This is a genomic window from Microcystis sp. MC19 (assembly GCF_003019735.1).
Classification (GTDB): domain Bacteria; phylum Cyanobacteriota; class Cyanobacteriia; order Cyanobacteriales; family Microcystaceae; genus Microcystis.
In genome coordinates, this window is record NZ_CP020664.1 from 3,593,100 (window position 1) to 3,607,804 (window position 14,705).

The window sequence follows — 14,705 nt, forward strand, 5'->3', positions numbered from 1 at the left end:
ACTATCAGTTGTGGATTGTAAATTATCCTAGCATAGACTTTTTTTAATGACTTTTCCCGGAGCGATCGATTTTTTGAGCGGATTAACTCCCCAGCTAAACTAGAATAGAAAGATAGGAAAGCGATCGAAATTAGAATGACGACCGAAATTGAAAAAGAACTAGAAACCAGCGAAGCTGTCTTGGAAAAACGGCGAAATTTTGCCATTATCTCCCACCCTGACGCGGGAAAGACCACCCTGACCGAAAAACTGTTACTATACGGGGGTGCAATCCATCAAGCGGGTGCAGTCAAAGCAAGACGCGACCAACGCAAAGCCACCTCCGACTGGATGGAAATGGAAAAACAACGGGGAATTTCGATTACTTCCACGGTTTTACAGTTCGATTATCGTGATTTTCAGATTAATCTCCTCGATACTCCCGGCCACCAAGATTTTAGCGAAGATACCTATCGTACCCTGGCCGCTGCCGATAATGCAGTGATGTTAATCGACGCGGCCAAAGGTTTGGAACCCCAAACGAGAAAACTCTTTGAAGTGTGCAAACTGCGGCAGTTACCCATCTTTACCTTTGTTAACAAAATGGATCGCCCCGGCCGCGAACCTCTGGATTTATTGGACGAAATCGAGCGAGAATTAGGATTACAGACCTATCCCGTCAATTGGCCGATCGGAATTGGCGATCGCTTTCGGGGAGTCTTCGATCGAGCCACCCAGACCATACACCTGTTTGAACGTCGCTCCCACGGCTCTCAGGAGGCGCAGGAAACCGTGATCGAGCTTGGCGACCCCAAAATTGAGGATTATCTCGAAAAAGACCTGTATTACCAGTTAAAAGAGGATATAGAACTACTCTCGGAATTGGGTGCGGAATTGGATTTGCCAGCAGTCCACGCAGGAGAAATGACCCCGATCTTTTTTGGTAGCGCCATGACCAATTTTGGGGTGAAATTATTCCTAGAATCCTTCCTCGACTATGGATTGCCACCCAGAGGACGCAATTCCTCCCTCGGAGTCCTTGATCCCACCTATCCCGATTTCACCGGTTTTGTCTTCAAACTGCAAGCAAACATGGATCCCAAACATCGCGACCGGGTGGCCTTTGTGCGGGTATGTACGGGGAAATTCGAGAAGGATATGGTAGTAAACCACGCTAGAACCGGTAAAACTATCCGTTTATCCCGTCCTCAGAAGCTTTTTGCCCAAGATCGGGCAGTTATTGAAGAAGCTTATCCCGGAGATGTGATCGGATTGAATAACCCCGGGGTCTTTGCGATCGGTGATACCATTTATATGGGTAAAAAGCTCGAATACGAAGGTATTCCCTGTTTTTCTCCAGAATTATTCGCCTATCTCAGAAATCCTAACCCTTCCAAGTTCAAACAGTTTCAAAAAGGAGTCTCGGAATTACAGGAAGAAGGGGCCGTACAGATATTATCCTCGATCGATGAATTTAAACGCGACCCGATTTTAGCCGCCGTCGGTCAATTACAGTTTGAAGTGGTGCAATTCCGTCTTTTAAGCGAGTACGGAGTCGAAACTACCCTCGAACCCCTAGCCTATAGTTTAGCCCGTTGGGTCGCCGGGGGTTGGGCCGCTTTAGAAAAAGCAGGTAAACTCTTTAATACTCTAACTGTCAAAGATTACTGGGGTCGTCCCGTCTTATTATTCAAAAATGAGTGGAATTTACAGCAAGTCAAAGAAGATCATCCCTCTTTGCAATTAAACTCGATCGCACCGGTAGGATCGGGAGTAGAACCGCAATCCTAACCATTAGACCTCTTGTAAAAATCAAAAATTGTTGTTAGGGTTAGGAGTCAGTAGCCAGTAGTCAGTCCCGATGAAAAAATTTTCACCCCCACAGATGAAAGAGGTTTCCTTCCCTACACCCTACACCCCACACCCCACACCCTGCCACCAGGAAGAACTTTTTGCCGCAAACCCTAATTATGCAAGAGGTTTATTAATCTGACAAGACAATTACCGAACTGGTCAGGACAAGATGGCGACCCCCAGACAACTACTCTAAAGTAGAAGTGGTCAGAAAGTCTCGATCTTTCCTAACACTCGGATGTCTCAAAGCACTATCATTGACGAGTCCCCCACCATTAGAAAAAGTCCTGCTGTCAATTCCCGAATTAATCCCTGTTTAATTCGCTTTTGTTATTTTCTGGGAAATTATCTGGTTTTACCAGCTTTTTTCAGCAAAATAACGGTGACAGGCCAGGAAAATATTCCCCTAACGGGAGGTGTCATCTTGGCACCTACCCATCGGTCCCGTTGGGATGCGCTGATTTTACCCTATGCGGTGGGACGCTTAGTTAGTGGACGGGATTTGCGCTTTATGGTTTCCGCTAATGAGATCAAAGGGGTGCAAGGTTGGTTTATCCGACGTTTGGGGGGTTTTCCCGTCAACACCGATCACCCCGGTATGGGTAGTCTAGTCCATAGTGTCGAACTTTTGGCCGCGGGGGAAATGGTGGCGATTTTTCCAGAAGGGGGTATCTGTCGCGATCGAGTGGTTCATCCCCTTAAACCGGGGGTAGCGCGGATTGCGTTGGAAGTTAAGACTATCAAACCCGATGCAGATATCAAGATTTTGCCGGTAAGTATTAGTTATAATCAGCCTTACCCCGGATGGGGAAGCGAAGCAACAGTAAATATCGGTCAAGGGATTAATGTGCTTGATTATCAACAAAATTCGCTAAAACGGGAAACTGTCCGCTTAACCCAAACCTTGAGCGATCGCTTAAAACTTCTCCACGAGGATCAATCACCTTAATCAGCTGTTGATACTAAATCCTGTTCAAAAAGTATAGGATAGTGGGGGGGTCACTGCGTGCGCGTTGCGGGGGGAAATGGGGTGATAGGGAAGTGGGGTGTGGGGAGAAACAATTCATAACTTGAGAGTTAATCACACTATTAAAAACGGATTTGGTATGACTATCTACCCCATGAGTGGGATTTCGGGGACGGATTAAAATGATTGTTTTAACTATTTTTAAACAAAAAAGTGGCTTTTCTAGTTTAAATAAATAATATCTTGGTTTTTGCTGCTTCTGGCTCCTGAATACTGCCTCGGAAACCCATCAGATCAGGGAAGATGTCCGATTGTTGCAGGAAGTCTAATGATAGAATGGGCATCAGCGAAAGTAGTTTGTGAGTGAAGTGATCCGATGCAGTTCCAAATCCAGCCAGACAGTGAAATACCCGCCTCTAAGCAATTATTTGACCAAATTCGCTTCGCTATCGCCTCTCGTCAGTATCCCCCGGGCCATCGTTTACCTAGTACCCGTCAACTAGCTATGATCACGGGATTACACCGTAATACGATAAGTAAAATTTATCAACAACTGGAAGACGATGGGTTAGTGGAATCCATAGCAGGTTCGGGGATTTATGTCAAGGCTCGCGGGCATGAAAACGATAATTTATCGGGTTCACCCCTATTGGAACAAAATCCAGAAATAGGCCGACTAATTAGCCAGAGTTTAGCCAGTTTTCTCGCTCAAGGTTTAACTTTAGAGCAAATTCGCGAGTTATTACTGGCGGAAATCGATTGGCGATCGCAGTGTAGTTCTCAAGTTCTTGTCACCATTCCCCGTCATGATTTGGGAGCAGGGGAACTAATGTTAAGAGAATTAGAGCAATCCCTCAAAATTCCCGTCCAATTAGTGGCAATGGAGGATTTAGCCCAAGTTTTAGCCAATACTAAATCTGCCACTGTTGTCACCAGTCGCTATTTTATCAGTGTAGCGGAGGAAATTGCCGCTCCTTTTCAATTACGAGTCATTCCCATCGATATCTACGATTACAGCAAGGAATTGGCATTAATCAAAAAATTACCCACCGATAGCCGCTTGGGGATTGTCAGTATTAGCACCGGTATTATTAAGGTGGCCGAAGTTTTAATTCATAGTTTACGGGGCGATGATTTATTAGTTATGTCTGCCCAAATTCATGAAACGGATAAGTTAAAAGTTTTAGCCCGAACTTCCCAGACAATTATCAGTGATCAAGCGAGTTATACTTTAATTAAAAATATGATTAATGAAGTGCGATCGGATTTAATTCGTCTGCCAGAAATTATCTGTAGTGATAATTATATTGGGGATAAATCAATTCAATTGCTCAGACGAGAATTAGGATTAGGTGGTTAGATGATAAGCTAGGACCCATTTTAACCTCTGAATCTCCCCCCTTTGCTGTTGCCTCTTGCCTTATCTCAACAAGCAATTTAAGTAGGGAGGCACAATTATTTGTAGGATGGGTTAGCGGTAGCGTAACCCATGCTGGCGTTGGGTTTCATGCTTCAACCCAACCTACGTTCATCTTATATTTAATTCCACTCACCCACTTAAATGCGCGGGCAGCTGAACTTTAAAATTTAGTTTAATCTATGGTTACTATTGACAATGACCTAGGGCAAATCGAGAATAAAAGCGAAAAAAACTTTTAAGAAGTATTAATTTTTTAGTACAATGGCGGAAGGATAGGGATAAGCTCAATTTTTCACTCTTGAACGAGGTTAGATGAAAAGTGCTGAATGTTTAACGGTATCCCCCGGGGAACCGCTTACTGATTGGCAAAAACTCGGATTAGATTTGGTGGCTCGTTGGCAGGGACGAGATGTTATCCTAGCGATCGATCTTACCGGTAGTGTTAACTTTAATGATGAAGGACGGACGCGCCTCGGTCAAATTATTCGCGATAGTTTAAAAAATAACGATTCCGTTTATTTATTCCCCTTTGCTGATAATGTCCAACCGATTACAGAACCGATTTTAATTCGCGGAAGGGAAGATATAGACGCGGTTTTAAAGGCGATTCCTTGGCAATCTAGCCAAAGTGCTAAAAATACCGATATTCAGGGAGCAGAATGGCACGTTTATACTCGACTGGCACGCTTAAATCAGTGTCGTTTAACTGCCAATCAAGCTATTAAACCCCAGTCGGTAGTTTGGATTTCAGATTAGGTCGTACTGGTCGAGATGTGTTAATGAGAATTCGTCGCTTTATTATTGATAAATACGGGAAGTTATCTAAAATATTTGAGCTTGTTAGCTTACATTAATTGTATTCTAATCTTCCTTTGTGTTTCAGTTGCCACATCCCACTGCTACCAACCGGGGTAACTTGTGCAGGTGAAATTAAGGTAAATTTACTGGTGTTGCCGCTTTTATAGCCATCAAATAAAGCAGATACTGTAAACTTTTGAGAAACGGCAATAGCGTGCTGTTTCGGAAAGAGTAAGTAATCGTTTCCTACTAATACGATATAAAATCCATCAGGGGACACATTAGATGTCAAAACCACAGGCTTACTAGAATTATTCCGTCTTTCTGCTCCTTTATCTTCATCCTCGACCACTTCTCCCTGTCTTTGCACCCCATGAATATTAAGGATAGCATCTGGAGACTGATTATAGGAATTGATTATGTTTTGCCATTGCCAGGGAATATCTACTGTCTCAATTGCCTCTTTGTTAAGCAGCTTTCTTAGTCGTTCAATCTCTTCTTTAAGTGCTTCGATATCTTGGACATTTGTCTGAACTTTTAACTCTAAATCTTTTTTATCTTGCTGTAACTGGTTTACCTGGCTATTTAGAGTTGTAGCTTGTTGTTCTAGTTGTGCTTTTTCAATGTTTACATTGTACAATCGTGTTTCTAGGTTTTGATAAGAACTAGAAAGTCTCTGATTTTCCTTACGCAAATGTTCCACTTCTCCTGAACTAAACTGCTCGATTTGCTGACGTTGTTTTGCTAAGTTCTGCGATAGTCGATTACGTTCGTCAGTTAGCTCTCCAATTCTTGTCAAATGACGTTCTTTTTGATCCTCATATTCTTGAATTTTAATCTCTAATTGCTCATTTTTTTCTTTATGTTGAGATATACTCCCACCCTCTTTACCTATACTTAAACTACCAACTATTGCTTGAATATTACTAACTTTATCGCTTAAATCTTTCAGTGTATTTTGCGTAGTTTCATCTAGGGAAGTTGATTTTACATCAGTGATTATCTCTTTTTTAATAGATTGAAGTTGTTCCACTAGCCAATTTTGAAAATAAACTGCTTTTGTATCTTCCTCCTGCTTATCGTTATCACTTTCAACAAGAATCGATTGTGATATAATTATTTTCTCATATAGTCCATTGAATTGTTTCCTAACGTTTTCTAGGCTTTTTTCTATTTCTTTTACTTCTGAACTACTAAGTGGTTTTTTATTAAATGGTAGAATTTGTAGCCAAGAAACTTTTTCTTGCAAACCTTCAATTACGCTTTTGATTTTTGGCAATTCTACTAAAATTTTTTGCTGTTCATCAGATGAATCTGTCGGTTTCTTAGTTTTATAAGTGATAAGAACGCCAGTCATTCTGCTCCATAAAAAAATAAAACTAATGGGAACAGAAAGTAACGCAAGAGTATTGAATAATGGCCATACCCAATTATTACGATTAATATCCTTCTTAAGTTGTTCTAATTGAGTTTTTAAATCATCTGTAGTTAAAGTAGGTTGCTCTGATGAATTATCAATTTTTAAAGTTGCGAGAGGTTGGGTTACATTTAGAATTTGCTTTAATAGCTCTTTAGTCGCAATTCGTTGGTTGTCGCCATCTTGACCTGGATCAGTGCTATCAACTGTTTGCGTATAGAATCCTAAATTCTGTAATTTTATTTGTGCTTGTCTATGTTGTTTACTTGCTAAATCTTCTAGAATTTTTCGCTGTTGAGAAGTTCCTTCTAGGATAGGTTCAATCTTTGAATCAATATTATTAAAACTGATTTTCGTTTTAATATCATCAGATAAACTATCTTTAAATGTCTTGTAAGCAGTAGCAAGTTCATCAACAATTTTTTTTGCTTTAGCATAATCTACAGGATTTTCTACTTTTGCTTCATTTTCTGTAACTTGAATATTTGCAACAAAAGTATTCAGAGCCTCGCGTTTTTCTCGCAGTGCCTTTAAATTGTTAATAGCGGCAGTCTGTTGATCGTCTGCAACTGTTGTTGATTGCCCCATTGAACTTCCTGTCGCTGATGAAGAAGAAGAGTGTTGTGCTTGATGCCCAGAAAGATTACAACCACTTAACAACCCCGCAGATAATCCCGTTGCTAAATAAAGTATCAGAAATGTTTTTCTAACCCTCATCGTTCCTTTCCTCCTATAGTCTGCTATTTAATTCTTTTAATAAGGCTTTTAACCCTAAGATAAAGGGAGGTTCAACCCTGACATCCTCTGAGTTACGACCTTCTAAATTCGTTAAATTGGATTCTACCGAACGCTTAACCTTTGTCCAGAGACTATTGCGCCATTGCTCATCGTCATACTGTCTGAGCGGTTTAATACTGGTGATTTTTAACTCCTTAAAAGCTTGTTGAAAATCCTCTAGAAATTTCTGAAGATTGGCTAATCCTACCTCCTCATCATCTGATCCAACCAGCTTAAAGCTTTCAATTTTTTGAAATTGAGTTAAATCAAGGCGATCTTGCCAGCCAAAAGCCACCCCATTCACCTCACAATCTTCTCCTGCGAAAATCACTTCATCATCATCTTGTAATCCCGTTAAACGAGTCACATTTTGATCTAAAACTAAGCCACAAGCGACTTCTGCTTTCGGTTTAGAACTGAGGACAGTGGGTTCTTTTTTGTTCTCAAATCCTGATGCTTTACTGAGCAATCGGCTAAAAAGAAGAGAAGTTTCACAATCTGGACTAAATCTTCCACTTAAATCCAACCAATTAAGAATCCGAGAGCCATTTCCCCCAATATAGACTGGCGTATTCAGCTTACGAGTGTATTTTTCCTCAATGTCTAAAGCACGCAATACAAGACCGATATAGTAATACAAACCTGAAATCCCTAGTGTAGAAAGTTGTACAATCGTTTGCAGATCAGTATCGTCGTCCATCAGCGTTCGATTGCGTTCTAACCACTTGCTTCCTTCGGCCGCCAATAAGCCATCAAGTTTCACGAAAAAGGGTTCATCCCGCAAACTACTGCTTAAATCACTTAAATCTGTATTAAATTGCTGATTAAGAAAATCAGGTCGGTTTTTCCAAAATTGGGAAAAGAGGAGTCTTCCTGCTATCTGTACCGAACATTGATGAATCAAACGATTACCAACCCAGATAGAAATATCGGACGTTCCCCCTCCCATATCAATGCAGGTGGTATAAAGGAGGTCTTTTCCTTCTTCATCGGCAAAATAATGGGCTAATGCTAAACTTTCTGCACGATAGGGGTTGCCTCTGTCTAACCATTTATGGTCAATTCCCGTCGTTTTGCCTAAATCCTCGATAATTCGTTGCCACGTCACTTTATAGAGATTTTTGTCACTGCGAGAAAAGGCCGAGGGATAGGAAATAGACCAGTTGATCTTTTTGACATGATTTTTCGCCGCTTCAGCCGTAATTAAAAGAGCTAAATGCTTTAGAAAGGTGCGAGTATAGGCAATATTCTGAGGGTGCCATTTAAGATCGGTTTTAATATCATCTTGAGTGGGGTCAAACGCTCTGACATCTTCCAGAATATAGAACCGTCCATCTAGTACAGGTCTTTCCTCTTCTTTACTCCCTTTAGTGGTCAGAACGGATGAAAGGGGAAATTTTTCAGCTTCACCCGACATGAAGTAGTCATACAAAATGCTGAAACGCTCAATCTGAGTAGCTTGAGTGATTTGAAGATGCAGCGGCGTTAAGGTGACACCTTCGCGCACATTATTAATGTGATAATAGACATTGGTGAAAGATGTACCAAAATCAACGCCCACTGTCCATGTTTTATTGGGATTTTGATCCCCCACTTTAGGAGGTGTTTTCAACAAAATTAACCCTTGAGAAATCCCTGTTTCATCCTGACAAAGAATATAATCGGGAAAACTATCTAAACGAGTAATTTGGCAGTCTTTAAGATCAAGGGGATGAATTTCTCTTGCTTCAGGAAAAACGGCTCGAAAGATTTTATTTTGTTTAGTCGCTTCGGTGCGGTTGTCGAAATATAGCGCATAATACGCTTTCCAGTTCGGGGCTTTAAAATTCGGCCAAATTTCTAAGAATGGTTTCGCTGTAATTGCATTGTTAACTTCAATAGGATACTCTCTGTGAATGGTAAAGTCTCCCCCAGATAAGGGTAAAGTTAAAGATACTCTGACGGCTGATTGGTTGCCAATGGTCGTCGGATTAAAAGCAAGACGCTTAATGAGTTCTTCTGAGCTAAAATAATTAAGCACTTCAGATTCTAGCGGTAATAAAGGGGTTAAATGACGTTCTTGTTCATCAACCGTATAAGTGATCTCCCTTGTGTCTTCAGGGAGTAATGCCCCTGGTAAGTTTCCCTCTCCTTCCAAATAGAAAAAGGTTTTTGTAAAGATGTCATCTTCTGTGAGAAACTTGACTTTTCCTTTATATTGTTTGGTAAACTCGGCTTTATCAAAAATAGCGGCACTGACCGTATCATAGATCCAAATATCAACAGATTGTTTGGTTGGCCATTGTTTTTTCAATTGCTCAAGGTCTGGAATGAAAATAACCTCTTCATTCATTGACTTCCCTAAAGCTAAAATACTCACACTGGAAGGATTTCTTTTCGCTTGAATTGGAATATTGAGAGCATCTAAATCCCCTAAAGTAAGCGGTACTCCAAAATAGGCAACATTTCTACTAGGTCTAAAAGTTTGCCCTCTAGGATCAATCGTTAGCTCCTGTGCCAGTTCATTTTTATATTCTTTCAAAAGTTCTTTAAGTTTGGCAGAATCTACCCCCCTTTGACTGTCAAGCTGAGTTTTTAAGTTATCTAACCACAACCATAATTGAATTTTGTCATCTTCTGTTAAATATTCACTGGAGTCCAAGGGAGAATGTAAGCGTCCATCTGCATACCAAGGAATACCTTCCCAGTTCCCCTCTTCGGCAGGACAGACTAAGGTTGCGGGAGAAGTCATGCCCACAGACTGTCCATTCAGCAGAAAAACATAGATTTTGTGCCAAGGATTACGATTTTCCCCCCTAATTCTTTCCGTTGACTGATAAACCGTTCTTTGACTGGAAGGTGATAGAGCGATTAATGCTTTGATCAAAGCATCGGCTTGGAGCGTATCTAAATCTAGTAGTTGGGCTTGTAGTTTAAGCCGTTTCACCTCTGCTAGGGCGATCGCCGCTAACATCCCCTTCCATTGGGCTTTAATGGCACTATGAAGCGGATATTCTTGATCCCGTAACACCATATCCACAAGTAACGGTCTTGCCCACATATCGGGAATTGAACTAATACTTTGAGTATTAGTCCCAATCTCGGGGCGGGTTAAACTATCTGCAACCTCTGTATAAGCGATTCCTGCTTGGGGTTGCCATTTTCCCGCTTCTCCTGGTTTGACACGCGCTTGTGATTTCAAGGGGGGTAAAAAAGAGCTACTCATTGAATCCATCTCCTCTTAATGCTTTTAAATACTTTTTTCCGATAAAACCTTATACAGAGCTTTAGCCAGTCCCGTTGTCCCGTTGTCAATTCCTTGTAAGTCCTTCTTGCTTAAATCTCTAATACGAATGTTAATTTCTTTATCCAGACCTTTCTCTACTAGATCGGGAAAGTTGGAACGGTCTATGATCAAATTGCCTTGATTGTAAAAAGCTGTAACATTAAACCATCTTAAACCGATACCATTAGCATGAAGAATTCCCAGCCATTTGAGATAAGCTTCACACCAGACTTTAATCGCATTAATTCGATCCCATTCGCCCGATTTTTTAATGCTTTCCCGATCATAAAATTTAAGTGCAAAGTCAACCTCACCTAATTTGGTTTTAGCGTGTTCTAATCCTGGAACAATTCTCGATAACCAAATATAGGCAAATCGGACGGCATTAGTTAACTTTCGACGAACTTCATCCTTATCAGGTACATCCTCCCAACTGATCTCATTATCTTTGTTACGACTCAGCAAAATAACCTGTCTTTCATTAGGTTTTGGGGTAAAAATAAAATCTCTTAGGGCTAAACCTGCATATAATTCCAAAACGTGAGGATCATTTCTCTGGTCACTTCCCCCTTTACTAAACTTCTCTACATTAGTCATGGTAGGCATTCCCAACAGATAAATAGTATCAAACTTCAAATCTTGTGTCCCATAATATCTTAGGGCGGCCTCTGTTTTCAGAATAAATTCCTCAGAACGAGCAAAAACGGCTTCTTTATCTTCCTTAGAGGGAAAGCGAAAATAAGGCAACATTAATAAGCCACCCAATTTTACTTTTCTGAGGAGATTTCCTGTCTCTGGATTATCCAATTCTTTAGCAATTAGACGACCCAATGTAGGAAATCCCGATGCACCTGTTCCCCCAAAAATTGAGCCACAAAGAAAAACTTGCGGAGGGTTATTTGCTTCTGTTTTAAGATCGCTATCAATCTTGCCGATCAATTCCTTCCAACTCTCATTAGTGGCCACATTTTGCCGAAGTTGAGTCATAATCGCTGAACCAATAGCGGGTCGGCCTAGAAACCCATCTTTTAACAAGACATCTCGCTCTTTTTCAGTGTAAAGAACATCGAATAAATGACGAATAACTTCCCTGTTTCCATTGTAGTTATCGTATTTAAAGACATCTCTTAAACGAAATTCATCTGCTTTTTGAAAGGGAGTCCACAACCCTAAAAATTCGAGTTTTGTCTGCATCCACCAATTAAGAGTGGGATTAATTCCTTGATCGATATTTTTAGTACAATTTTGGTAGGTCGCAATCGCACCATCGGCCTCTTTAAGATTGCCATTACCTTTGTCAGGATCAACAAAGAGAATTTCTATTTTTGGAATACGCTCACCTTGAGTGTAAATACCCGCTGCTGCTAGATGACATACTGCTTCAACAATTTTTGTCCCTGTTCCACCAATGGCAATAACGTAAACTGACATAACGTTTTAATAACCTCTAAACTAATTTCTAACGAAAACGAGGAAACAAACCAACTAGGGGAACAACACGACGCATATTTGGAGGGGTACTAAGGGCGGTAGATAGCCAGTAACTGGAACACATTCCTAATAGTAAAATCAAGCTAAAAAAAACCAAAGCTATGGTTTCTAGATTATTGTTACCATCCTTTCCCCAGATAAACAAAGAAATAATGAAACTCAAAAAGGGCAAGACAAACAACAGCCACCAAGAAATTCGAGCTTGGCTGAATTCTTTCTCGGTAAACGTTCGCCACCACTTAAGAGATATTAGATACCAGATAACAGCAAACACACTAGAAAACGCCCCCACAACGAGAACGGCAGGCATATAATTACTTTGTATCCAATTGCTGGTATAGGTGGGAATGATGCCATTGCCAAATAGCATCCGACCGATTACCATTATCATCGCACCGATCATGATGCCAGCCGCAAGACCTGCAATTTCTGGTGGAATCGAATTCTGCTCATTCATTACTGTAATAACTGGGATTAATGAGTCTAAGAAAAAATCGGGATAAATAAAATGATCTAAACCCGCCGCTTTGATGTTATCCTAGCAAGGGAAATATTTTTTGTCCACAATAATTAAATTTACTTAATAAGTTTTTTACTTTTTCGCAACAATTCTTTACATTTATGAAGAAACTTGTCTTGCCTGTCTTTCTAATTTTACTTGGAACAGTCCTAGTCGGCTGTCCTAAGCCTGAAAATTGGTCATGCCCTGAGCTATCAACCCCGACTTCCACTGCCAAAATATCATCAAATCCTGACAAACCAGAAAAAATCATCATTCAAATTGATGGTACGCCGTCTATGAAAGGGTTTGTCAGCGATCGCAATAGTCGCTACATTAGAACCCTAAGATTATTAAGAAGTGCGACAAATACAGCTTTTCCCGTCACGCCATCTCCTACCTTTTATGTTTTTGGGACTCAGCGACTCAAGGAGCCGATCAATCATCAATCGGCTGAAACTGCCTGGTTTTATAGTGGGGGAAGACCTGAATTAAGAGATGCGGCCACTCATAAAATTATCGCACCCCAAAAGACTGATCCGCCCAATTCCCTCTACGTTATTGTGACGGATTTATATCAAGAAAAAGCCCAATGGGAAGACTTAGTAGCACAACTCAAAGATAGTTATCTTCTCAAAGATGGCTACGCCGTCGGTATTATCGCAGTCAAAAGTGAATTTTTGGGGGATATTTATGATGTCGGATTAGATAATATTCGTTATCCCAGTGTTAAAACAAATCATCCCTTTTATATCTTAGTGTTAGGTCGCTATTCTCAGGTTAAACAATATTTCGATAAAATCAAATCGGAAAGTCAAAATACAGGACTTGATTTTCCTGCTGAAAATTTTGTTATTTTCTCCACTCAAATTTTTGAAAAACCTGCTTTACTGCAAATTAATGACAATGAACAACCTACCCCTTCATCTTCTTCTCCGACATCAGATAATCCTCAGAAATCAGGAATTAGACGAGTACAAGTAATTAATGATGGTAGAATAGTGATCAAAAACGTGGAGAATCCTCAAAATGTAGAACGACTTATTATTCCTAGTCAAACGAGCAATGATAGTCCAAAAGAGACTTCTTTAAAATATAGACTCAACTATAATCCTCTGCCCTATACTTTGCCACTAGGGAATTCTGCTAGTTATCAACTCAATGGTGATAGTGACTTTAATAACAACACAGAAGAATTTAAAAAATTAGATCCCCAAAGTTCACTGATTCCCCTTCAACTAACGAATTGGCAATCTACGAATAGTCAATTAGAATTTAATGCTTTAATAAATCTTGACAATAATCCTCAAGGAATTGGCGTTTATCGCTTAATTTTTGATGTATTTCCCGAAAAAATTTCTGGCTCATCAAGACCATATCAAGCCCCGTCTTGGTGGAAAGATTGGAGTTTTGGCGAAAACGAAATTTTTGCAGGAGATAGAACTTACAATTTACAACCCTTTTTATATAATCTAGGAGATACGACTTTTAGAATTATTGAAAATAAGCCAAATGTTGCTCTTGGCCGTCTTTGCTTTATTATCCACAAAAAGTAGGGGTTTGTCAATCAATCAAAACACGGGAGCATCGAGAGCATCCCATTTATGCAAAAATATAAGAGAGAACACCAAAAATAAGTGATTAAATTTATTCAATAGGACAAGCAGACATAACGAATTTATCTTCATTATCGCCTCTAAGAAGGAATTAAGGAAGAGATTTAGACAATTTATTCAACTGTAAGCGATTAAATAGCCAGTTGACCATTAGACACCTCCATAATATTATTTTAAGACTGAAAATGTTTCCAGCAAAGGAGTTGGGCTAAATAAAAATTATTTTATTTGCCCCATAGTTTTTCTATAAAATTAAATTAGCAATGAAAGACATACATTTCAGCCGTTGCACTATTTTGTTAGTACACAGCATAAAAGCAAGCTGTGATTGGTTTATCACTCTTGGAGATATCTACTGATTAGGTATCTCGAATAAGCAAATCGAAAACTTCAAAAACTGCAAACAGCAACCCCGATAGTTATCGATGAAAAATCAGGAAAATTTAAATTTCAGTCGGGAAGTGCTGAATTAAACCCTGCTTTAAAAACCCATATTCGTCAGCGCATTATTCCCGCTATCGAAACCATTACCAAAGACAGAGAAATCGACTTCATTCAAGTAATTGGACACACCGACGGACAAGGAATACAGAAGACAAGTAATCTCGATAAAAATATCGAA

9 protein-coding genes and 1 pseudogene are annotated in these 14,705 nt (G+C 40.0%); 5 read left to right on the forward strand and 5 right to left on the reverse strand.

Annotated features, from left to right (window positions below; genetic code table 11):
• The first annotated feature begins 135 nt into the window (after positions 1 to 135).
• The 4 genes and pseudogenes from prfC to B5D77_RS18305 form a co-directional block, all read left to right on the forward strand.
• Entirely contained in the window at positions 136 to 1,770 is a 1,635-nt protein-coding gene (gene prfC / locus B5D77_RS18285) for a peptide chain release factor 3 (RefSeq protein ID WP_002732604.1), read from the forward strand.
• 301 nt (positions 1,771 to 2,071) lie between these two features.
• Positions 2,072 to 2,782 (forward strand): 1-acyl-sn-glycerol-3-phosphate acyltransferase, encoded by a 711-nt coding sequence (locus B5D77_RS18290; protein ID WP_106909381.1) that lies wholly within the window; start codon positions 2,072 to 2,074, stop codon positions 2,780 to 2,782.
• A gap of 394 nt (positions 2,783 to 3,176) precedes the next feature.
• Positions 3,177 to 4,160: a GntR family transcriptional regulator gene (locus B5D77_RS18300; protein WP_106909383.1), complete on the forward strand. Its 984-nt coding sequence runs from the start codon at positions 3,177 to 3,179 to the stop codon at positions 4,158 to 4,160.
• 372 nt (positions 4,161 to 4,532) lie between these two features.
• Positions 4,533 to 4,973 (forward strand): annotated as a pseudogene (locus B5D77_RS18305) (vWA domain-containing protein); the annotation flags it as partial.
• A 97-nt stretch (positions 4,974 to 5,070) separates the two neighbouring features.
• On the opposite strand, the gene B5D77_RS18310 reads toward B5D77_RS18305, so the two are convergent.
• The 5 genes from B5D77_RS18310 to B5D77_RS27405 all read right to left on the reverse strand — a co-directional run bounded on the left by B5D77_RS18310 (position 5,071) and on the right by B5D77_RS27405 (position 12,744).
• On the reverse strand, positions 5,071 to 7,152 hold the full coding sequence (locus B5D77_RS18310) for a hypothetical protein (RefSeq protein ID WP_008203603.1): 2,082 nt from the start codon (positions 7,150 to 7,152) through the stop codon (positions 5,071 to 5,073).
• Between the two features lie 13 nt (positions 7,153 to 7,165).
• Positions 7,166 to 10,417 (reverse strand): hypothetical protein, encoded by a 3,252-nt coding sequence (locus tag B5D77_RS18315; RefSeq protein ID WP_008203605.1) that lies wholly within the window; start codon positions 10,415 to 10,417, stop codon positions 7,166 to 7,168.
• A 24-nt stretch (positions 10,418 to 10,441) separates the two neighbouring features.
• A complete protein-coding gene (locus B5D77_RS18320) occupies positions 10,442 to 11,908 on the reverse strand; it encodes a hypothetical protein (protein ID WP_106909384.1) in 1,467 nt (488 codons plus the stop codon).
• Between the two features lie 28 nt (positions 11,909 to 11,936).
• The gene (locus B5D77_RS18325; protein ID WP_106909385.1) at positions 11,937 to 12,425 is read right to left on the reverse strand and encodes a hypothetical protein; all 489 of its coding nucleotides are present in this window, start codon (positions 12,423 to 12,425) and stop codon (positions 11,937 to 11,939) included.
• A gap of 76 nt (positions 12,426 to 12,501) precedes the next feature.
• Positions 12,502 to 12,744, reverse strand: coding sequence for a hypothetical protein (locus tag B5D77_RS27405; RefSeq protein ID WP_254052987.1), 243 nt, complete (start codon positions 12,742 to 12,744; stop codon positions 12,502 to 12,504).
• A 22-nt stretch (positions 12,745 to 12,766) separates the two neighbouring features.
• On the opposite strand from B5D77_RS27405, the gene B5D77_RS18330 reads away from it, so the two are divergent.
• Entirely contained in the window at positions 12,767 to 14,023 is a 1,257-nt protein-coding gene (locus B5D77_RS18330; protein ID WP_232306207.1) for a hypothetical protein, read from the forward strand.
• Positions 14,024 to 14,705: the final 682 nt, after the last annotated feature.